The sequence below is a fragment of the Pseudomonas sp. Marseille-QA0892 genome (genome assembly GCF_054950135.1).
This window is the reverse complement of record NZ_CM143104.1, coordinates 3,036,614-3,056,092: the sequence shown is the minus strand read 5'-3', so window position 1 is coordinate 3,056,092 and position 19,479 is coordinate 3,036,614. Positions and strand designations below refer to the sequence as shown.

Genomic DNA, 19,479 nt, shown 5'->3' with positions numbered 1-19,479 from the left:
GTGCTTCGGGCTCTGTATTTCTTGAGGGGGTGGGGTGTCGAGGGTCGCGTTATCTGTCCGCAATAAATAAATCTGTCCTGTTTTCTGATGGATCAATTCAAACATTGTCAGGCTTTGGACAAGTCCAGTAGCTCCGGCAGCGGGCCAATTTTTGGTCTAGCAGCGCAGGCGGCATGCTCTTCGAGCAGGTGGGTCACGAAACAGGCGCCTATCTGCCGGCATGGTATTTTGAGTCAATGCAACAGCGAATCGGCTATGCACGTGTCTCCACGGAGGACCAACAGCTCGACCTTCAGCGCGACGCGCTTGAGGCGGGAAGCTAGTCGTACCGGAATGCACAACCGGCAAGGACGTCGGTTGGTTGATAATCTCCGCTCCAGCCTAGGCTCCGACCACGCTCAGAGATCAGATGCAGGTTCTTTCTGGCCCGCGACGACACCACATACATGAGCTTCTTCGCTGTCTCGACCTGGTTCGGATCGCTGAAATGGGGAACCATCCCTTCCAGCAGGCCATAGGCGATCACTGCGTCATATTCGGCGCCCTTGACTCCATGGATCGTCGATACGGTGATGCCAGTCCGGTCCGCGAAGACCTTCCGGAACATCGCCAATTCGGCAATTGCCTCGCTGCCGTCCTTGATTAGCTTATCGATGCGCTTCTGCGAGCATTCGAAGAAGGCGTCGTGATGCTCCTTCAGCGCCGCGCAGGTGTGGCGATCGATGCCGAAAGCGGAGCATAGCTGGTCGAAGAACCCCCGGAGGAAGACTAGGCCATCAGTCTCGGGGATGGTGATAGCGTTGCAGGCGCGAAGCAGTGTCTTGCGGTCCAAGCCTGGAACCTCGACGCCCGCCTCGCTGAGGCCGGCGATTACCTCTCCCGCCCATCGCATCCGGCGTACATAGAGCTGTGGGGACGCCTCCGTCAGAATGATCCGGGCGAGCTTGTACCAGAAATTGTCGATGTCGCGCGCGAAGGGCACCATGCCCGGGCCATCGAACGAATAGGCTGGAAGCGCCGCGACCAGCCGGCGTGTCATGCTTGCGAGATGGACCCACCAAGGCGCGACGATGCAGATCTCACGCTGAGCGATCCCGAGCGTTTCGACGTTGAATTTAATGAGCCTTACAAGCTCTCCCTCTAGCGCGTCGCGGTGCGTCTGGTGATCGAACGACACCACGCTCGCGTAATCCTTGTCTCTTCCGACCGCCTCGATCTTCGAAGGCAAGACGTTGTAATTGGCGAAATAGCTAACGATGCGCGATGACGACCGGTAATTGTCTGATAGCTCCATCTCCTTGAAGGCGATGCCGCACTGCGTCCCAAAGTCCGCCGCCGTGATCGCATAGCCGCCAAGCGAACCATAAATTGCCTGATTGGGATCGCCTACGACGAAGGCGGACGCACCGCCTTTGGACGTTTTCAGGATCGACGCGAGGATCGCATATTGGATTTCCCTAGTGTCCTGAAACTCATCGAGGAGCACGCATTCGAACATCGAACCCAGCAGCACGCTGATCGACGGATTATTCTCGATGAGTTGATAGGCATAGAAAAGGATCAATTCAAAATCGACCTGCCGCTCGGCACGAAGCGCCTTCCAATAGGTCCGCAAAACTCCCCTAATTGCCTCATGCTTGTTGGTCTTGTTGCATGTAAGGACATAGCCGTTCGGCTTGAAATAATAGGCGCACTCGAAGCTGTTGAGCTTGGTGCCCTGTACCGCGCGGCAAAGCTCCTCGTGCATTCGTTCGGTGTCATGGGCATTGATCACCCGAAAACCGTGCTTGAGCGCCGGGTGATAAATTCCGTAGGGCTTTAGGATCCATTCGAGGCAGAAGGAGTGGATCGTGCCAATCCAAAGCTGGCTCGTATCGACGCCAAGCTGCTCGATCCGTTCGTGGATCTCGTCCGCAGCCCGGTGCGTGTAGGTGATCGCGACGACGCGTTTTTTGTCCGACTTAAGCTCCGACAGCAGGCGTGCGATCTTGTAGGTGAGGGTCCTCGTTTTACCGCTTCCCGGGCAGGCAACAAGGAAGACGCTGCCTGGATATTCGATGGCTGCGACTTGGGCATCGTTCAGATCCTTCCTATCCCAGACAAACATCTAGAAGCTCGCCAGGATCGTATTGATGCCGTCGGCCGGAAATGCCTGGAGCATTTCGGCACGGACCCTGGCAAAGTCGATCTCGCCTCGATGGTAGAGTTTGATTTGCGCGCGCATCGCGTCGATGTCCCCAGACGCGTGCTGCTGTGACGCGGCTAGGACTGAGACCCGATAGTCCAGCACACGAGCCCATGTCTGGATGGATACCGGATTATGCGCCTCGAAGATCGCATCAAGTATGTAATCCGGAATGACAGTTTCTGGCGTGATCATTCGCCCGAGGATGATGGCGAACCACCCCTTTCCGGCGTAGCGTGCCATCGTTAGCACCCGCGTTCCAAAACGTGCGATGTCGCCCGATTCCAGATCCAACTTAGACGTTGCGATGGTGCCGCCTTCCGTATAGACGTCGCCCAGCACTGAAACGACAGTGCTGACATTGCCGGCGGAGACGAAATCGACCTCGAAGGTGTGGTCGGCGAAGTGCGCCGTCAGCCAGGGATTACCGTTACACAACTCCTTGAGCGCTGCCTCGCGCTGGAGTCCAGCGACCTGAGACCTCCGCGCCTTCTTCTTTGCTGCTGCCACATCGTCATCGTCGAGCACGTCCTCGGCCGTATCGATAAACGCGCGATCAAGGTCGGTGATGATCGCGCAGCGCTTGCGGATACGCTCGTTGTGAAAAAGCACCGCAACATTCTCGAAGCCGGTGCTTCGGATGTTGATCAAGCTGATCCCCAGCTCGTCAAGGCTGAGCCCGAAGACCTTTTTAATGAGGATCGGGATGAGGATCTCCTCGGCGTCGCCCTCAACCAGCACCACGCTCTTGGCAAAGAGCAGGTTGCTGCGGACTGCATCCAAGTAGCGCTGGATATTACCGATCTGGCCGGCGTCTAGTCCGGCAGATGGTTGAAACACCTCGCATCGTCCGCCCTGCCGGCCGAGGATGTTGATGTTCAGGACGTTGTTAACTTCGGATATATGGGTCGAATGGGTGGAGTAGATGACCTGGGTGTCATCATAGTTCAGCCGGTCGAACAGCGTTTTCTGGATATGGGTGTGGATGTGTGCCTCCGGCTCCTCGATCACGAGAAAGTTTGCGAAGGATTCTTTCTGCTTCTGATATTTGAACTCGAGCAGCTTTAGCGTCAGGTAGATGAGGTTCGCACCGCCCAGACTCAACTCGTGAATCGCGCCCTCATATTGTTCCTCGCTCTCGCCCACAAACAGCTTGAGTGACTGGAACAGGCGGTCGGCCTCGTCGGGCAGATCCGAGCGGATCGAAAGTGATCGCGGGGAGTATGTCTCGCCTGCCGCATCGGTAATGGTGTCGCGAATATCGGCGCGGATAGTTTCGACATCTGGCAGGCCCTCGATTGCATCGTTAAGCCCTTTGACGAGCGCGCTGATCGGCTCGAAGCTCTGTGGATCGATCTCACCGCTTCGGCACTTCAGCAGGGTTAGGAGGGGGTTGGTGCGATTGTTCTGGAATTCGGCGACCACATCGCGCAGCGCCTGCACGAAGGTGAAGCACACTTCTCGCGAGATCGAGAGCATGCCCGGGATGACGCCCCCGATAGCGGGATTCTTCAGTTCTTCGGGAAATATCACTGCATCGAAGTCGCCAACCAGTTGCCTGTAGGTTTCGGGGTCAAGGAAGTTTGCGGTGCTCTTGCCGGTGAAGAGCGTTTCATAATCCGAAATAGTGATCTTCGAACGTGCCTCGGCTAGTCCTACCGCATCACCGGCCGCAAGGTCGGCCAGGGTCCGCCGAACTGCCGCCTTGGGGCGAAAAATCAGGTTGTAGGTCGCCTTGCCGATCACGCCGTCTGCGATGTTGCCAGTCCCATGCAAAAAGAGGGACTGTATTGCCTCGTCTTGGGATACCTCATCGAACTCAAGGCTAATGATCAACCAGTGACCGCGCCAATCCCCAAGGCCCCGGTGGAAGTCCTTCTCGTCGAGCCTATATGCCGAGCGCAGCAGCGAGTCGTCGAGCAAGAGGCGCAACGCCCGGAACAGGTTGGTCTTGCCTGACCCGTTCTCACCGATGATCGTGTTTACGCCCTTGTTGAAGACGATATTCGCGCGCTCGAAATTCCGGTAGTTGACGAGCTGTAACCTTGAAATATGCACGAATACAGTGCCCCCGTTTGAGCCGTAGCGTTAGTTTAGCCTGTCCAATCGATCTGGGGCATCGTGTACGCGCATGGCTTGGTGGTGAAGACGTCGCTCAATCGCTTGGCAAAGCGCCGGTCGAATCCGGCATTGGGGGCGAACTCAAGCGCCGCCTTTCCTGCGAAGGCCGCGACCTCGGCGATGTCGAGCGTGTAGCCGGCCACCATGGCGTCAGCGATCCCTGTGGTACAGGTGATCTTGGTCAAGATCGGAACAATGGGCTCCTGGAATCGATAGAATGTCTCGCCGTTCTCGAAGACCCGTCCATGGAAATGGAATAGAACCCGAATCGGACGGCCTGTTAGTAGGGCGAGTAGGCTATTCGCGAGGCTTGCGGGCATCCGTGAATTAGGAGCGGTTGATGAAAATCGTAGTCACGATGAAGCAATGGCAGAACGGATGAGTTGGTCATCCTAGAGCGGCCGCTATCGGCTGCCTTGGCCATGGGAGAGGCAAACTGTGCTTCTTGAGCGTGTTTAGCTCTGTCATGGCATTTTTCATGGTCTTTTGCTTCTATCACCGCTGGCTGTGCCGTTTTGTAACGACCTCAGTGGCCAATTGATAATAGAGTGGGAATGAGTAGGCTGGTAGAAGCCGCTACGCTGTAATAAGCGAAAGCCCGCATTAGCGGGCTTTTGTTGCTGTGTAATCCCACCTTCTTCACGCCGTGGGTAGAGCTCGGTATTTCTTGAAGGGACGGGAAGGTGAGGGTTTCCTTATCCCCCCGCAATAAATAAATGTGTCCCGTTTTCTGTTGTTGTCAGCCAATCGACCAAGTCTCCTTGGCCAATTTAACGAGTCGTTCCTGGCGTGCTTTCAAGGCGTCTTCACTCCATTCGGCTAAAGCGCATATTTCTTTGGTCAGATCGAAGGAGACTTTTTTATCCCTGTCCAGGTAAATCTTCTTTTTGCGATCAAAATCGAAGTACTGCGCTTTGTAGTTCTTGCCACCACTCAGCATGGCCAGGTTGCCAAGGCGATGGAGCCAAAGGCTATGATTCTCAGGGTTAAACCGATTTTTCCAATAAACATCTTTCAATGCTTGGGGCATAACATGCTCTATGGTCAGTCGACCACTAAATGTCTTCGTGACTGAATCATCCTGCGAGGCTTCTTCCAGGCGCAAGAGCACTGCCGCGTCAAACGGTTTGCCGTAGATTTCGCCACCCAAGAGATTGATGAATTCATCATTGTTCGCGTGGGTTCGGAAAATGCTACCCACCTCATCAACGGTTTTCCCGGCTTTGATAGCATTGATCAGCTTGAAGTAAACGGTCAGCCGAGCTGTGCGCCCAAGACGACGAACCCAGTTCTGCATGGTGATTCGTTCCAGCAGGCTTAGGTACTGCGGCTCGGTCAGGCCGTCCACCGGCTGGTTCAGGTAGGCGAGCAGCGGAGGTATCCATTCGTCATAGCTGACGCGCCAGAGAGCGTTGAGCGCTCTCACCGATGCTGCATCTTGAAAATCGATATCCCAGATGCGCATGAAATTTTTAGCAGAGAGGATAACCCGATCGAGGAAGGCGAAGGGGCCTCCTACGAACCCTTCAATAATAGCGCTATATTCTTCGTGCAGGGAGCCCCTGGCTTTGGCTGCCATAAGAGAGGTGCGGTGATGGCTGAGGAAGCTATCTAGCAGATCGATACCTACAATTTCTTCCAGTTCCAGCCATCGATCCTCCAGCTCATTGCTCAGGTTTTGTTGGCTGCCTAAGTCGCTAAAAAGAGTGTTCTTAATCAGGTCTGCATTCGACAAAGACATGCCACGGGCATTAAGCACGTTGAACAGGCGGTAGGCGGACTTTAGCGATTCGGTTTTGACGAAAACTACGTAAACCTGACTAAGCAAGTAGTTGGCAAAAAACTTGAGTGTTTGCTGATCTTGTTGCCCTAGGAATGAGTCGATAGCCTCAAGGTTTTCTGTGATGCGCTGTTGAGGGGCATCGAGTTTGCTGCGTTCGGCTGCTGGCGGGAGAGGCTGAGAGTCGAGAACATGGCGACGGAAAAAGCTCTGATCTTTACGACGCAGCAACAGGCGAGGAGTTTCTGTTTCGCCTGTCAGCTCATTGCGGGGTAGAACACGCTTACCCAGCACGGCTTTAGCGGCACCATCTTCAATATGATCACGCAGACGAGCGAGGATGAGGTTGAGAGTTGTCAGGCGCTGCTGGCCGTCTACTACGTCGTAACGCTTACCCTTTTCAATCTCGATGGCGATGAGAGAGCCAATAAAGTATTCCTCGTCGCTGTTGCCATAAGCCTCCCAGACATCTTCTAGCAGCTGCTGGACGTTCTCCGCCCTCCAAGAGTAAGGCCGTTGGTACGGGGGGATTTCGTAGCAAATCTGATCCGTGAGGATATGACCAACAGTGCTTTCTTCGGCTTTCATCTGGTTCCATCCAAAAAGTCAAACAGTGATTTTGCCATTCATCAGGCGGGGTAGAAGTAGGTCGCGGGCCTGGGTAAGTTCTTGGTTCTGCTCTTCTGGTTTTCAATCTGCTCGTGTATGGGCGCGGTAGACAGACCTTCTAAACTGCTCTGACTATTTACCCTCCAAGGCACGAAGGTATCACAGACGCCTCTGCCATCAAGCTTAGAGCAAAAAGTTGCGTTGAGGATTTCAGAGCGAAGCACGCCGACTCCGTGCGGGCCCAAAACAAAATTATTGATCGCTTCTCTGAATGGTTTCTGCGCGGGCGCTGCTGCTCGGAAAAAGGGGACAGATTGAATCGACCCTGATTTTACGGACACCACAAATTTGACTATACCGTCAGAGAGGAAGGTGTCCCATGACAGATAAGCGTACCTACCAGCGCTACAGCCCAGAGTTCAAGCGAGAGGCGTGCGCCAGCTTTGCAACACAGATAAGTCTTGCACCCAGCTTGCGCGCGAGCTCGGCATCCGTGTCACCCAGCTCTACAAGTGGAAGCAGCAGATCGATCAGAACCAAACCAATGCTTTTCCAGGCTCTGGCCGTCAAGCTGAACCAGAGGCTGAAACCGATCAGCTAAAGCGCGAACTGGAGCGGTTGCGCGAGGGGACGAAATTCTAAAAAAGGCGGCTGCGTACTTTGCCAAGAGCCTCGTGTGAAGTACGCCTTCATCCGTGATCATGCAGCTCAGTATCCGATCCGCAGGCTTTGTCGAACGGTGGGAGTCTCGCCAAGCGGATACTACGCGTGGCGTAACCGATCCGAGTCCCGGCGCTCAAGAGCAAACCGCACGTTGCTGGGCCAGATCGAAACTGTCCATTTCGATAGCCGCGAGACGTATGGACCTATACGGATTCATCGGGAGCTGCGTAGCCAGGGCTGTACCGCGGGCCTCAACCGCATTGCCCGTTTGAAGCGGGAGGCGGGCCTCAAAACGAGACAAGCCTTGGTATGGCAGCAGGCTGGCCGCGGACGAACCTTTGAGCACATCGTTGAGCATCGGCTCCTGAGGCGCTTTTACGCGGACAGACCAAACGAGCGCTGGGTCGCAGACATCACGTTCATCCCGACAGCTCAAGGTTGGCTCTAACTGTCGGTAATTATGGATCTCTACTCTTGGCTGATCGTGGGCTGGGCAATGGATAGAAAGCCCAGTCAGGAGTTGGCAACGTTGGCGCTCGAAATGAGCCTGGGTAGGCGTGCCAAGCCGATTGGATTGCTGCTGCACACCGATCAAGGTGTGCAGTACAGAACGGCTCGCTATCAAGCATTGCTAGCTCAAAACAATATCCAACCGAGCATGAGCCGTAAGGGCAATTGCCACGACAACGCGGCGATGGAGAGCTTCTTCCATACCCTGAAAACCGAGCACGTACGCCACCACAAGTACCGCACCTTCGACGAAGCCAGGCAAAGCTTGTTCGACTACATTGAGGTGTTCTACAACCGGCAGCGACGGCACTCATATCTGGTATACATGACGCCGTTTGAGTATGAGCGCTACACGCTGTCTCTTAGGCCGGTGTCCGTGAAACCGGGGCTAGTTCAATCTGTCCCCTTTTCGTTCCCTGGTGATTGGCCGTTCGGGGCGATAAGTTTAAGTAAAACCCATTAATAAGGAATTGCATGTCCGAATTGTCAGTTTCGCTCCTTGTCATCTGTCTTGTCGCTATGCTGGCAGGACAGGTAGCCCATGTCCGAGGCTCAGCGGCAAAATTGGCGTGGTATCGAAAAGTACGGGAGTGGACGGCCGCCGAATATTCAATGGCAATATTTCTGGTGTTTCTGGCATTGCTTTTTTCAATTACTGGGGTTCACCAATTAACAGGTTGGAAACCCCGAGCCCCCGTAGGGCTTCTTCTGCTGATCGCAACATGTACTACAGCCGCTGTGTACCTTTGGTTCTTTCTAAATCTTGCGCGAATAGTCGCGACTCATAAGACACTCTTAGGGATGGTTGGGACGTTAGCAGCAGTTAGCATAGCTACAGCATCTAAAATAAGTTCTGACATGGCCATTGCCGAACTGACCGGTATGCCGCCGCAAGAGCTGCCAGGGGCACAGTTAGCCCTCACCTTCATCCTCACTCCGATTTTTTGGTTTGTAGCGATTTCGTTCCTAATTGGATACGTCAGCATACCCGCTACGCTATTACTTTTGTTCTGGGGCATCTACAAGGATGCGAAACAACACAAGGGATCTAAGTTCAACCTGAGCTCTGCAGGCTATGTCTGTTCTTGGGTCGCCATGAGCTATCTCAGTATCCTCTTGCTAACAATGAGTACGGAGCTTATGAATAAAAACTTTTATGAAAAGCGGCTTAGGAGCGCAATTAGCTATTCAGCATTCCATCTGCCTCCCTCTTATTGTGGATTCACTAATTTACCCGGAGCCGGTATAGCGGCCCTTAGAGATAATGGGGCGGGCTTGGCTATCCCCGACAGTGAGAGAGGATATATCTTCCACACTGTTTCGTGTGAGCGAGAAGTGCGAATTATAGAGGATATCATTGGGGAAAAAGTAGTGGAAAAGGGGACAGAATTATTTATCAGTAGGAAAAACGGGACAGATTTATTTATCCCGGAGCCCGAGCGGGGCTACCGCTCTCTAGTCCACCGGTCCTGATGGGAATCTCGCAACAAAACGCGTGCCGACATCTTCCGTGGAGCTCACCGCCAATGTGCCGTTATGCGCAGATACGATCTGGGCCGCGATGTAAAGGCCAAGGCCTAGACCTTCCGCACGGCTCCCGGTGGCGGAGCGTGTGAAGGGTTGGAAAAGGAGCGGCAGCAGCTCTGCAGGAATGGGCGAACCGTAGTTATGCACCTCGACGCGCAGGCATTCCCCATCTTTAGAGACATTCACCGTCACCGGCTGATCTTTCGCACCATGCGTGACCGCATTTGTCAGCAGGTTGGCGAGTAGCTGGCCGATCCGCGAGGCATCGCAATAAACGTCTCCTTTGATCGCGACCGATTGCTCGATGAGCACCGACGGGTGCGATACCCGTACTTCGCTGATCACGCCCTGCAATAGCTCCGGCAGATCGTTCACCGGCGCTCTGTTGACGGGTATTCCACCGCCGAGCCGACCGCGCGCAAAGTCCAGTACGTCTTCGATCAGCGCGCTCATGCGATAGGTGCTTGTCAGAATCGTGGTGGTGAACTTCCGCTCCTGCCGATCAGACAGTTTCTGCTCAAGCATCTGGGCAGACATTTGTATTGCGCTTAGGGGCGTACGTAGATCGTGGCTCAATACCGACACAAACTCGTTTTGCAGGCGCGCTGTCTCGTTTGCGCCGGCTAAATCGTTTTCGCTGTCGGTGAGTGCGCGTTGCATTTCGAGGTTCGTGGCGATCAGCTCAGCAAACAAGGTGGCCGAGGTCACTACCTAGGCGGTATCGAGTTCTACAGGCACCCGATCGATGGCGCAGAGCGTGCCAAAAAAGTCCCCGTTCGAAAGCACGATCGGAATCGAGACATAACTCTCCAATCCATAGATCTTCGGTGTGTGATGGATTGAATAGACGGGGTGCTCGCTCGCGTGCTCAAAAATGACGGGCTCCCGGTGCTGCCGGATCTCGTCACAAATGGTGGTCTCAAGTGGTATTTCGTCACCTGGCCCGATGCCGAACTCGAGAGCATCATCCACAGCGCATGCGATCCAACGCCGCTCGGTGACCCTGGCAACGGTTGCGAACCGCATGGCGGTAAGCTCTTTCATCATTTTCAGGATGGTGGGGATAGACTTGATACGGGCCACAGCCGCTATGTCAGCTGCAAAATCGAGGTTGGGCATTCAGATCTGACTACCAGACAGATGGGAGACGACCTGGAACGGTATAGGCTTTTCGATCGAGATGCCAAGCGGTACGAGACGAAGCGGGCGGACGTTGAAATAGGGAATAGATCTATTTATTAGGCGATAGCTTCTAGCCGGTTTCTGCCAATCGCGACACGCGTCACTGGACAGAGCAGGCGGTTTCACAGCGTGCTGAGCAGGCTGTTTTTGAGGTTCCTGGGGCGTTTAGGCCGTTAGAAGCCGCTACGCCGTAACAGTCAAAAGCCCGCCTTAGCGGACTTTCGTTCTTATGTGCCACCGCCCCGGTCGGCGTTCGCCTGCATTCACCCGCCGTGCGCTCACTTGTATTGGGCGCTGCCATGGGAAAGCCTTTGGCGAGGCGTGCAACTTCCGGTAGCATTTCGCGCCCAATAACCAATCGGTGCACCGTCGGCCTTTCCAGTGCCGTCCGCCTGGTGTCGTCCCTGCTGGAGCCAGACACATAACGGTGCCGACCGATGGCTTTGCATAAAAAGACTGTCGACGCTCACGCTGCCGCCATTTGCCGGCGCCGCGTGAGGTCAGACCGTTTCACGGCGCCGGGCCTCGTAGCCCGGCGCTGCTTTTTGCGGCTCACCACATGGAGCCGCTGCCCGTAAGCGCCGCCTGGATTGGCGGCGCATCTCGTTTGGCGCCCATTCGCGTCAGCCATCGTCTGTCATTGTCGGCAGGCATCGTTGTTTTTCAAGCCAGGTGCGACGCCTGTGCTCAATGTATGAAGTGACCGTTGTCCCTATGAAAGAAAGAACTGCCTTGCCCTTCGTGGTGTACCTGCTCGGGTTCACCATCTTTACCCTTACCACCGCCGAGTTCATGGTCGCCGGCATGATGCCGGGGCTGGCGCACGCGTTCGATCGCAGCGTTGGCGAAATTGGCTATCTCATTTCGTGGTATGCCTTGGGCATGGCGCTGGGTGGGCCGCTGCTGACCGCGACAGTGCTCGCATTTCGCATTCCTGATAAACGTGCCCTGGTCGGTCTGCTCGGGTTTTATGTGATTTCGAGCGTGGTGGCTGCATTCGCTACCGACTACACCATGATGGCGGCCATGCGGGTCGTCATGGGTATTGCCAGCGCAGCGTGTATTGGGGTTGCGTTGACGATTGGTGCAGAGATGGTGGCGCCGAATACGCGCGGTCGCGCGGCGGCAGTGATGCTGGGTGGGCTGATGCTGGCACCTGTGTTGGGCGTGCCGGGAACGGCGTTCATCGAGCAGGCGTTTGGCTGGCGGATCAGCTTTGGCTCGATCACCGTCTTTGCTTTGATTTGCACTGCAGTAGTGATACTGCGCATACCCGCGTCTTCCGGGCCTGACGCGGTAAGCCTGGCTGCGGAGTTCCGCCTGCTGAAGAATCGCCGCCTGTGGGCGGCGTATGCCACCAGTGGCTTGATCATCGGCGCCGCGCTGGCAGCCGTCAGCTACTTTTCTCCAATCTTCACGGGGCTGGCAGGCGTATCTGAAAGAACGGTCCCGCTGCTGCTCGTGGCGTATGGCGTCGCGAATGTGGTGGGTAACGCCGTGGTGGGGCGCTTTGCGGATCGCTACACATTGCAGATCCAGGCAGGGGGCCTGTTGGCCCTGACCTGTGCATTGGCTGGCTTTGCGCTGCTGGCCGAGCATTGGATCCCCAGCATGATCGCGTTCTTCCTGGTGGGTTTGACCGGTGTTTCGCTCAACCCTGCGATGGCCGCACGCGTCATGAACGCCGCGCAGCCACGGCCCCTGGTCAATACGATGCATACGTCGGTCATTACGGGCGGTATCGCGTTCGCCAGTTGGGCGGGCGGGGCGGCCATTGATGGTGGCTACGGCCTGACATCACCGCTGTGGATCGGCTGCACGCTGGCGGTGCTGGGTCTGCTCAGCGTGCTTCCCTTCGTGTTCGGCTCGCCGCGACGCCAGGCGTGTGCGGCTGCGTGAGCGGCTAGTCGCTCGATAGCGAACGGGACTGTGGTTGCATAAAGAAAGGCCCGCCGTAGCATTGCTGCGGCGGGCCTTTCTCGTATCTGGCCGATCAGAGAATGGGCTTGCCACCCGTGACGGCGATACGCGCACCGGAGGTGTAGCTCGATTCGTCAGAGGCGAGCATGACGTAAACCGAGGACAGCTCCACAGGTTGGCCGGGACGCCCCATCGGGGTCTGCTCGCCGAAGCTTTCGACCTGATCTTCCGGCATGGTGGAAACAATCAGCGGTGTCCAGATAGGGCCCGGTGCGACGCTGTTCGCACGGATGCCTTTCTCGGCAAGCATCTGCGCGAGGCCTGCCGTGAAGTTGGCGATGGCGCCCTTGGTTGCGGCATACGGCAGCAGGGTCGGTTTCGGCATGTCAGAGTTGACGGAGGTGGTATTGATGATCGAACCGCCCTTTGGCATGTGCTTCACGGCGGCCTGCGTAATACGGAACATGGCGGTGATGTTGATATCGAAGGTGCGCACCCATTCCTCGTCCGGAATTTCTTCAAGGCTGGTACGCGTCATCTGGAAGGCGGCGTTATTCACCAGCACGTCGATGCGGCCATAGCGCGCGACGGTCTGCTCGACGATATCCAGGCACTGCTGGCGGTTTGCGATGTCGCCCGGCAGCAGCAGGCAGCCACGGCCTGCCTGCTCAACATACTGAGCCGTCTCCTTCGCGTCCTCGTGTTCGTTGAGGTAAGAAATGGCGACGTCAGCACCTTCGCGCGCGTAGGCGATTGCGACGGCGCGGCCGATCCCGCTGTCACCGCCTGTAATGAGGGCAACCTTTCCGGCGAGGCGGCCCGAGCCTTTGTAGCTCTCTTCGCCGCAATCGGGTTTCGGGTTCATCTTGAGTTGGCTGCCGGGTACTTCTTGCTGCTGTCTGGGCATCGGGTTGCGAGGAAAGTCGGACATGGAACCTCCAGTCGTAGATAAGAAGAAAGCGTCAGCGCTCAGGGCTGCTGATAATGGCCGGGCGTCGAGCCTGCTTTGTGCGTGTGCTCGAGGCGGGTAACGCGAATGTCGGTGATGCCGGCGCGGCCCGCCTGGTCGAGGGCTGTCTGATCGTCTTCAATCAGCTGCTGGTCATCGTTCGCTGCCGCCTGAAAGGCTTCGCCCCCCTCGTGAACATGCAAGAGATGGCGAGCAGCGCTGCCCGCAGGGAAACGATCTGACTGTGCTTCCACGATCTCGACCCGGGGGTCATTGCGGTACAGGTAATTGATCTCGAACGTATGTCGCTGGGCGAGCATGGCCGCCTCCTGAAGCAGTCGTTACGTGCATCTCGACTGGCCAGCCCCCGCTCACGTTCCCGTTGATGATCGAACGGTATCGGTGCCGGCCCGCTTATCTGGGGGCTTCCGGGCAGGAATTGTACGGAAAGGGTTTTTACCTATGGATGGACCAGCAGTACGGCAGTTTCACTATGGAGACGCGTGCACTGTCGTCCATCGATTGTCAGAGGCGGAGCGAAGGCGTAGAGCCGTCACTTCCGATCAAACGACGGAAGTCAGGCATGTCCATAGCAGCTTTGACCGCCCGCCGGAGGTGAGGCGCTGATCGCGAGTGAAATTGGGCGATTGCCAAGGCGCTGGATCTGGAGTTCTGTTATTTGCGAAAGCGGCCTTTTGGACGCTGCGCGAAACAGTCAGGTGTCGCGGCTGCACCAGATCAGGTTCACCATTCTTCAGGGGAATGCCGTATTAGTACCATCCCAGAATGCGTAGCAGGCGTATCCGTGGCAGTAGGCCAAGCGCCCACGAAGGGCGCTCGGCACAGGGAAATGAATCAGCCCAGCAGTCCCTTGCGCTTCCAGACCGTCCCGACGCCCGTATTGGTAGACAGGTGCTGCCGTATCTCCAGCACCAGCTGAGCAGTCGACCGCAGGCTGTCGAGTTCCTCGTAGCCGTGGTGCGCTTCATAGAGCAGGGTATCGCCCTGAGCGCTTTGCTGAGTAACGCGTATCTGAAGGTGATTGCCTTCGGGCTGGCATGAGCATGCCAGTGGGGCGAAGGCAGATTCGACGATGGCAATCTTGTCCAGACTGTTCGCAGCCATGATACGTACCTCGTTTTAATTGTTTAAAGGCGATAGCAACTGTGGAAAACATGCCAGCGGGCCGGAGATGGTGTCGGTACGCATGGGCCCGGTTTGCCTGAGGCGGCCATCTATACTTAGGCAGCAGGATGCCGCTACCCGTTCAGAGCATAGTGGTTAATGATGGCCTTGGGTAACTGCCAGACAAGCGTGAAGATTTACAAAGTTTGCATATTCCTGGGTGTGCTAACGAAGGATGATATCGTGACGATTGCGGCATGATGCCAGCCAAGCGAAGCGCTGATATCAAAATAGGCCATCGGTCGCTGTCAGAAGAGTAAGCCAGAACTTGTGATAACTCGCCTCGTTCTGAAACTTGTAACCCAAGTTCGGGTTTGCACTTTTGGTGGACGCGAGGAAAAGACCATGGCTAATACTAATCCAGGCAACTTTGCAAACAACCGTGAGAAAGCCGTAGAGGCGGGGCGCAAGGGCGGGCACAACAGCGGCGGCAACTTCGCGAACGACCGGGCTCGCGCGTCCGAAGCGGGTCGAAAAGGCGGGCAGAACAGCCGTAGCAGACGCAATGAGGAAGCATAATCCTCGACAGGGGCTCGAATAGAGCCCCTTTTTATTGCCATGCCTACATAAGTAACACATAACTAATGTATAGCTTATAGAACTTGTACAACCTCTGTAGAAGTTTTGTATAAGTTCTTGATAGTGATGGTCTGCTGGTCTACAACTCCTGAAACACTTATTTTTACGCTGGCGAAAAGTGTAATTAAAATGCCGTCACTCGTCTGCTTGAGGGATCATTCAGTATTGGGTACGTCTCAACAATAAGGGGACGGCTTCATAAGCGGCCGCCCACTGATTTTCGTCAATTGGTGTTTTCATCGGAGGGCCAAGATGAACGAGTACCACATCACCCAAACGGAACGAGGGTGGGAGCTTAAAAAGCAGGGGGCGACACGAGCCTCCAAACGTGCTGAAACCAAAGCTGAATTGCTGAAGCTGACCGCAGACTTCATGGAAACCCGCGAGGGCACGGTCAAGATTCACAAAATGGACGGCACCATCGAGGAAGAGCGCACCTACCCGCGTAGCGCCGACCCGGTGGCTTCGGTGGGCTGAGTGGTCGCTGTGCTACCGGTCCGGTAGCACAGCATCCCTTCGGACGGGTCAGGAATGGCTCGAAGGGGCGGTAGGTAGGGCTCGCTTATGGCGAGTGTTCTCATAAGTACGCAGGATAATGGCTCTCGATTCGCTCGAGATCGTCTGCCCCTCAAGAAACGCGTCGATTTCCTCATACGTCACACCCAGCGCCGTTTCATCGGCGTGGCCGGGTCTCAGGCTCTCAAGGTCCGCTGTGGGAACCTTGTTCACCATGGCAGCCGGCGCACCCAGCCAGATACCCACCGCCCGCACCCGGCGCTTTGTCAGGCCTGAGAGTGGCGCGATGTCGCAGGCACCATCGCCATGCTTGGTGAAGAAGCCCATCACAGCTTCTGCCGCATGGTCTGTCCCAATGACGAGTCCTTCGCGGGCGCCCGCTATCGCGTACTGCGCAATCATGCGCTGGCGAGCCTTTACGTTGCCCATGACGAAATCCTCGTGGGCTTCATCCCGAAACGCCAGCCCGCCGGCCTTGAGCTGATCGCGCATGCCGTCGCTGGCCTGCTTGATGTTCACCGTCAGGACCTCATCCGCCTTGATGAATTCGAGCGCTGCCTGAGCATCGGCTTCATCGTGCTGTTCGCCATAGGGCAACCGAACGGCGATGAAGCGGGCATCGATATCGCTGTTGGCACGCACGCGCTCGGCGGCCAGTTGCGCAAGGCGACCGGCTACGGTCGAGTCGACCCCGCCGCTGATGCCGAGTACCAGCGTTTGTCTGCGAGCGGCCTGCATCTGCTCAGCGATGAATGCGATACGGCGCTCGGCCTCGCGTTCCGCGTCGAAAGCCTGGACGACCTGCAGCTCCTCGATGATGGCGCGTTGTTCAGAATCGGTCATAGGTTTCCTTCTCCCTTGGTCATGTTCGAGCGAATGGTCGGTATACGGTCGAGCGCATAGAGCGCGGCGTCCTTGATGACATCGCTGCGGTCGCCTTCGAAGCGCCGGGTCTCGGTATACACGTGTATGTCTTCGTTGATTCTAAATCCCCAGGCAAAGCAGACGGTACCTGGCGGAATGTCACCCATTGGCTCCGGCCCGGCGACGCCTGTGGTGGCTACGGCCACAGTGGCTTCGCTGTCGCGAAGTGCGCCCTTGGCCATGGCGCTGGACACCTCTTCGCTCGTCAGCCCGTATGTCTCGATCGTTTCAGGCGTAACGCCTAATAGTCGAGTCTTCGCCTCAGGCGAGTAGACGACGTAGCCAGCGTCGAGATAACTTCCGCTGCCCGGGCAGCTGCCGAGCAGGTCGATGATTTTTCCTGCGGTGCAGGATTCGGCGGTGGCCAGCTTGAGATCATGTTCGGCGAGGTAATCCACCAGTGCTTGTACGTCGCTCATCGATAGGGCTCCTCTGGTCACAAGGGTAGGTCACCGGAGGCAGGCGCGTCGTCTGCTTCGGGCGTCATGATAGGCAATTCGAGCTTCTCGAGCGGGTCTGCCGGGGTAGCGATGCCGCGACGTGCGCTGACGTGATGGGCTGTCTCCGGCAGTGAGCCGGGCTCGGTTTCGACGTGGGGCTGAATGGGACGATTCATGGGCACTCCGGAATAACGAGATGTTAACCGGTAGAACGGCATGATCTGACAGGGTTCGCCTGGCCTGACCGGCGCGCCAGACGTTGCGTTCTGCCGTCTTATTCTCCCACCATCCACTGTTTCTTGACCAAACGGCGCTGGCGCGGCGTAGTGAACTGCTTGGTTTGGTGGTCGTCTGCGTGCAGGCGGCAACCGCCGTCGCAGCCGCGTAGTTCATAGCCCCGCATCACGCCAATCGCCTCTGGCTCCGAGCTGTAGTACGCCACGACGCGTATCTCGATGGAGTGGAACGAGATATCGCCTTTGGGGAAGAGCTTGTAATCCACGTCCAGCCCGTGCTGCTTGGAGACGCGGCTGATGAGCGAGGCGAAACTGCCGATGTGCGTGTAGTCCCCCGTGCGTAGCGGCCCCTGGTGGGTCGCCTGGCTTAGCACAATTTCGCCTGGGTTCTCATCGTCGCCACCTTCGCGCACGTCGGTGACGTCGCTGCTGAACGTGCCCTTCGACGTGTGCAGGAGGAAAAAGATCTGATTGATGAAGATTGGCTCTGCGCTCATGTTGGAGATAAGGCAGAGCGAACGCAGATCGCGGCCTGCGCCACGGTTGATGATCAGTTTCGGTCGCCGCTGACGCCGATGGCTCAGCAGGAGGAGGTGGGCATAGAAGATCCAGACAATCAGCGTGCCCGTCGATATGCCAAGGGTAAAGAGGAATTGGTTTTCGCGGATCCAGTCGTAGAACATTGGGCGAATCGATAGCCTGTGGCAAAGATTAATCGGAACGGCATAAGAGCTGACCGGCGGGCGAACGGCGTCGTTTCGTCCTTTCGTCAAATCGTTCTGGACGCATGCTGAAACGCCACGCATCCCCGCTCCGCTTGAACCCCCGTGGAAGCTGTCCGGTCGGTTGACTGATGCCAGGTTTCACCAACAGCGAGGTTCTTGTGAGCGACATCCCCGGCGATACCCTTCGCGATAGCACCTTGGCCTTTATCCAGGAAGGCTACGAATTCATACGCGGCCGATGTGATCGGTACCGCAGTCCTGTATTCGTCACGCGCCTATTTTTCCAGGAGACGATCTGCATGCGTGGCCAGGCCGCCGCGCAGATTTTCTACGATGAGTCGCGGTTCATCCGGGAAGGGGCGGCACCGGAGCGCATGCTGGGGGTATTGCTGGGCAAGGGTGGCGTACAGGGGCTCGATGGCGAAGCCCACCGGGTACGCAAGGCCATGTTCATGCAAGTGGTCGAGCCATCCCACCGCCATGAGCTGGTGCAGCGGTTCTCACAGGCCTGGGAGGGCGCACTGCCGAGGTGGTCACGGATGCGCCGTGTGCCGCTGCTACAAGAGGTCGAGCGGCTGTTGTTCAGCGTCGTTTGCGAGTGGGCCGGCGTGCCACTGCCAGGGCCACGTGAGCGCCGCCGCCGCGCGCGGCAGATGGCAAGTCTCATTGACGGAGGCGGACGCGTCGACCCTCGCTATGTGAAAGCCCGGTTCGATCGCAAGGCGGCCGAGCGCTGGGCCGCCCGCCAAGTGCGCGCCTATCGCGACGGCCAGCTTCCCGTCGCGGATGGTCGTGCCCTGGCAATCGTTGCCAACCACCGCGATGCGGACGGCCAGCCTCTGGATGAGCAGATAGCGGCAGTCGAACTGCTCAACGTTATTCGGCCCACCGTAGCGGTGGCTCGGTTCATCACCTTTGCCGCGATGGAGCTGGATCGCCATCCCGAATGGAAGCCGCGACTACAGGCCGAAGACAAGTGGGTCCGGCCGTTCACGCAAGAGGTTCGCCGCCTTTATGCCTTCTTCCCGGCGACGGCCGCGCGGGTGCGGGAAGACTTCGAATGGAACGGCTATCGCTTCACCAAGGGCACGAGGACGCTTCTCGACCTGTTCGGTTCGAACCGGGATCTGGAACAGTGGGAGCGTCCCGAGGCGTTCCTGCCGCAGCGGTTCCATGAGGATCCGGAGCAAGAGAATGCGCTGTTGACACAGGGTGGCGGCACCTATGAGTCGCACCACCGTTGCCCGGGCGAGCAGCTGACCATCGAACTGGTAGACGCAGCGCTTCGGATGATGGCGCGCCATATGGACTATCGCGTTTCGCAGAAAGCCCAGAAGGTCTCGCATGCACGCATGCCGATGTTGCCCGCCGATAGCGTGGCCTTCGCTTCGGTGCGTGCCCGAGGCTGAGGAATGCCGATCCTGCAGC

20 protein-coding genes and 1 pseudogene are annotated in these 19,479 nt (G+C 57.0%); 8 read left to right on the top strand and 13 right to left on the bottom strand.

The features are described 5' to 3' along the window. Positions 1 to 319: 319 nt before the first annotated feature. From ACY8D3_RS14230 to ACY8D3_RS14215, 4 genes are all read right to left on the bottom strand, one after another. Positions 320 to 2,107, bottom strand: a complete 1,788-nt coding sequence (locus ACY8D3_RS14230; protein ID WP_462379427.1) for a UvrD-helicase domain-containing protein — start codon at positions 2,105 to 2,107, stop codon at positions 320 to 322. Beyond that, positions 2,108 to 4,243: an ATP-dependent nuclease gene (locus ACY8D3_RS14225; protein ID WP_462379426.1), complete on the bottom strand. Its 2,136-nt coding sequence runs from the start codon at positions 4,241 to 4,243 to the stop codon at positions 2,108 to 2,110. 35 nt (positions 4,244 to 4,278) lie between these two features. Continuing rightward, positions 4,279 to 4,491, bottom strand: coding sequence for a hypothetical protein (locus ACY8D3_RS14220; protein WP_462379425.1), 213 nt, complete (start codon positions 4,489 to 4,491; stop codon positions 4,279 to 4,281). A gap of 554 nt (positions 4,492 to 5,045) precedes the next feature. Beyond that, positions 5,046 to 6,674 carry a DUF262 domain-containing protein gene (locus ACY8D3_RS14215; protein WP_462379424.1) on the bottom strand — a complete coding sequence of 543 codons (1,629 nt, stop codon included), beginning with the start codon at positions 6,672 to 6,674 and terminating at the stop codon, positions 5,046 to 5,048. Positions 6,675 to 7,127: 453 nt separating this feature from the next. Here ACY8D3_RS14215 and ACY8D3_RS14210 point away from each other — a divergent pair, with 453 nt between their 5' ends. Genes ACY8D3_RS14210 through ACY8D3_RS14195 form a run of 4 tightly spaced genes read left to right on the top strand, consistent with a single transcriptional unit; the run spans position 7,128 to position 9,341 of the window. Beyond that, on the top strand, positions 7,128 to 7,337 hold the full coding sequence (locus ACY8D3_RS14210) for a transposase (RefSeq protein ID WP_462379423.1): 210 nt from the start codon (positions 7,128 to 7,130) through the stop codon (positions 7,335 to 7,337). A gap of 34 nt (positions 7,338 to 7,371) precedes the next feature. Further along, on the top strand, positions 7,372 to 7,806 hold the full coding sequence (locus ACY8D3_RS14205; protein ID WP_462379422.1) for an IS3 family transposase: 435 nt from the start codon (positions 7,372 to 7,374) through the stop codon (positions 7,804 to 7,806). 12 nt (positions 7,807 to 7,818) lie between these two features. Then, positions 7,819 to 8,331 carry an IS3 family transposase gene (locus ACY8D3_RS14200; protein WP_462379421.1) on the top strand — a complete coding sequence of 171 codons (513 nt, stop codon included), beginning with the start codon at positions 7,819 to 7,821 and terminating at the stop codon, positions 8,329 to 8,331. An 11-nt stretch (positions 8,332 to 8,342) separates the two neighbouring features. Then, on the top strand, positions 8,343 to 9,341 hold the full coding sequence (locus tag ACY8D3_RS14195; protein WP_462379420.1) for a hypothetical protein: 999 nt from the start codon (positions 8,343 to 8,345) through the stop codon (positions 9,339 to 9,341). Here the strand turns inward: ACY8D3_RS14195 and ACY8D3_RS14190 are convergent. Beyond that, a complete protein-coding gene (locus tag ACY8D3_RS14190) occupies positions 9,324 to 10,055 on the bottom strand; it encodes a sensor histidine kinase (RefSeq protein ID WP_462379419.1) in 732 nt (243 codons plus the stop codon). The genes ACY8D3_RS14195 and ACY8D3_RS14190 overlap by 18 nt on opposite strands. A 51-nt stretch (positions 10,056 to 10,106) precedes the next feature. Next, positions 10,107 to 10,421 carry a GAF domain-containing protein gene (locus ACY8D3_RS14185; protein WP_462379418.1) on the bottom strand — a complete coding sequence of 105 codons (315 nt, stop codon included), beginning with the start codon at positions 10,419 to 10,421 and terminating at the stop codon, positions 10,107 to 10,109. A gap of 870 nt (positions 10,422 to 11,291) precedes the next feature. On the opposite strand from ACY8D3_RS14185, the gene ACY8D3_RS14180 reads away from it, so the two are divergent. Beyond that, positions 11,292 to 12,476: an MFS transporter gene (locus ACY8D3_RS14180; protein WP_462379416.1), complete on the top strand. Its 1,185-nt coding sequence runs from the start codon at positions 11,292 to 11,294 to the stop codon at positions 12,474 to 12,476. A gap of 94 nt (positions 12,477 to 12,570) precedes the next feature. Here the strand turns inward: ACY8D3_RS14180 and ACY8D3_RS14175 are convergent, their stop codons facing one another. The 3 genes from ACY8D3_RS14175 to ACY8D3_RS14165 all read right to left on the bottom strand — a co-directional run bounded on the left by ACY8D3_RS14175 (position 12,571) and on the right by ACY8D3_RS14165 (position 14,571). Next, positions 12,571 to 13,428: an SDR family oxidoreductase gene (locus tag ACY8D3_RS14175; protein ID WP_462379415.1), complete on the bottom strand. Its 858-nt coding sequence runs from the start codon at positions 13,426 to 13,428 to the stop codon at positions 12,571 to 12,573. 38 nt (positions 13,429 to 13,466) lie between these two features. Then, a complete protein-coding gene (locus ACY8D3_RS14170; protein ID WP_462379413.1) occupies positions 13,467 to 13,766 on the bottom strand; it encodes a hypothetical protein in 300 nt (99 codons plus the stop codon). Positions 13,767 to 14,301: 535 nt separating this feature from the next. Then, the gene (locus tag ACY8D3_RS14165) at positions 14,302 to 14,571 is read right to left on the bottom strand and encodes a DUF1652 domain-containing protein (protein ID WP_462379412.1); all 270 of its coding nucleotides are present in this window, start codon (positions 14,569 to 14,571) and stop codon (positions 14,302 to 14,304) included. A 423-nt stretch (positions 14,572 to 14,994) separates the two neighbouring features. Between ACY8D3_RS14165 and ACY8D3_RS14160 the strand changes: the two are divergent. Beyond that, positions 14,995 to 15,150 (top strand): annotated as a pseudogene (locus ACY8D3_RS14160) (con-10 family general stress protein); the annotation flags it as partial. A gap of 312 nt (positions 15,151 to 15,462) precedes the next feature. Continuing rightward, positions 15,463 to 15,687 carry a DUF2188 domain-containing protein gene (locus ACY8D3_RS14155; RefSeq protein ID WP_462379411.1) on the top strand — a complete coding sequence of 75 codons (225 nt, stop codon included), beginning with the start codon at positions 15,463 to 15,465 and terminating at the stop codon, positions 15,685 to 15,687. 48 nt (positions 15,688 to 15,735) lie between these two features. Here the strand turns inward: ACY8D3_RS14155 and nadE are convergent, their stop codons facing one another. The 4 genes from nadE to ACY8D3_RS14135 all read right to left on the bottom strand — a co-directional run bounded on the left by nadE (position 15,736) and on the right by ACY8D3_RS14135 (position 18,009). Continuing rightward, positions 15,736 to 16,569, bottom strand: coding sequence for an ammonia-dependent NAD(+) synthetase (gene nadE, locus ACY8D3_RS14150; RefSeq protein WP_462379410.1), 834 nt, complete (start codon positions 16,567 to 16,569; stop codon positions 15,736 to 15,738). Next, entirely contained in the window at positions 16,566 to 17,069 is a 504-nt protein-coding gene (locus tag ACY8D3_RS14145; RefSeq protein ID WP_462379409.1) for a CinA family protein, read from the bottom strand. The genes nadE and ACY8D3_RS14145 overlap by 4 nt, the downstream gene beginning before the upstream one ends. 17 nt (positions 17,070 to 17,086) lie before the next feature. Then, positions 17,087 to 17,266: a hypothetical protein gene (locus ACY8D3_RS14140; protein ID WP_462379407.1), complete on the bottom strand. Its 180-nt coding sequence runs from the start codon at positions 17,264 to 17,266 to the stop codon at positions 17,087 to 17,089. A 98-nt stretch (positions 17,267 to 17,364) separates the two neighbouring features. Next, complete coding sequence (locus ACY8D3_RS14135; protein ID WP_462379405.1) at positions 17,365 to 18,009, bottom strand: hypothetical protein; 645 nt, start codon at positions 18,007 to 18,009, stop codon at positions 17,365 to 17,367. A gap of 170 nt (positions 18,010 to 18,179) precedes the next feature. Between ACY8D3_RS14135 and ACY8D3_RS14130 the strand changes: the two genes are divergently transcribed. Continuing rightward, complete coding sequence (locus tag ACY8D3_RS14130; protein WP_462379404.1) at positions 18,180 to 19,460, top strand: cytochrome P450; 1,281 nt, start codon at positions 18,180 to 18,182, stop codon at positions 19,458 to 19,460. Positions 19,461 to 19,479: the final 19 nt, after the last annotated feature.

What these genes read in the sequence shown, in the direction of transcription:
- ACY8D3_RS14230 (WP_462379427.1), bottom strand. Translation starts at nt 2,107, where the DNA reads ATGTTTGTCTGGGATAGGAAGGATCTGAACGATGCCCAAGTCGCAGCC.
- ACY8D3_RS14215 (WP_462379424.1), bottom strand. Translation starts at nt 6,674, where the DNA reads ATGAAAGCCGAAGAAAGCACTGTTGGTCATATCCTCACGGATCAGATT.
- ACY8D3_RS14200 (WP_462379421.1), top strand. Translation starts at nt 7,819, where the DNA reads ATGGATCTCTACTCTTGGCTGATCGTGGGCTGGGCAATGGATAGAAAG.
- ACY8D3_RS14195 (WP_462379420.1), top strand. Translation starts at nt 8,343, where the DNA reads ATGTCCGAATTGTCAGTTTCGCTCCTTGTCATCTGTCTTGTCGCTATG.
- ACY8D3_RS14190 (WP_462379419.1), bottom strand. Translation starts at nt 10,055, where the DNA reads ATGCAACGCGCACTCACCGACAGCGAAAACGATTTAGCCGGCGCAAAC.
- ACY8D3_RS14185 (WP_462379418.1), bottom strand. Translation starts at nt 10,421, where the DNA reads ATGCGGTTCGCAACCGTTGCCAGGGTCACCGAGCGGCGTTGGATCGCA.
- ACY8D3_RS14180 (WP_462379416.1), top strand. Translation starts at nt 11,292, where the DNA reads ATGAAAGAAAGAACTGCCTTGCCCTTCGTGGTGTACCTGCTCGGGTTC.
- ACY8D3_RS14175 (WP_462379415.1), bottom strand. Translation starts at nt 13,428, where the DNA reads ATGTCCGACTTTCCTCGCAACCCGATGCCCAGACAGCAGCAAGAAGTA.
- ACY8D3_RS14170 (WP_462379413.1), bottom strand. Translation starts at nt 13,766, where the DNA reads ATGCTCGCCCAGCGACATACGTTCGAGATCAATTACCTGTACCGCAAT.
- ACY8D3_RS14165 (WP_462379412.1), bottom strand. Translation starts at nt 14,571, where the DNA reads ATGGCTGCGAACAGTCTGGACAAGATTGCCATCGTCGAATCTGCCTTC.
- ACY8D3_RS14155 (WP_462379411.1), top strand. Translation starts at nt 15,463, where the DNA reads ATGAACGAGTACCACATCACCCAAACGGAACGAGGGTGGGAGCTTAAA.
- nadE (WP_462379410.1), bottom strand. Translation starts at nt 16,569, where the DNA reads ATGACCGATTCTGAACAACGCGCCATCATCGAGGAGCTGCAGGTCGTC.
- ACY8D3_RS14145 (WP_462379409.1), bottom strand. Translation starts at nt 17,069, where the DNA reads ATGAGCGACGTACAAGCACTGGTGGATTACCTCGCCGAACATGATCTC.
- ACY8D3_RS14140 (WP_462379407.1), bottom strand. Translation starts at nt 17,266, where the DNA reads ATGAATCGTCCCATTCAGCCCCACGTCGAAACCGAGCCCGGCTCACTG.
- ACY8D3_RS14135 (WP_462379405.1), bottom strand. Translation starts at nt 18,009, where the DNA reads ATGTTCTACGACTGGATCCGCGAAAACCAATTCCTCTTTACCCTTGGC.
- ACY8D3_RS14130 (WP_462379404.1), top strand. Translation starts at nt 18,180, where the DNA reads ATGCCAGGTTTCACCAACAGCGAGGTTCTTGTGAGCGACATCCCCGGC.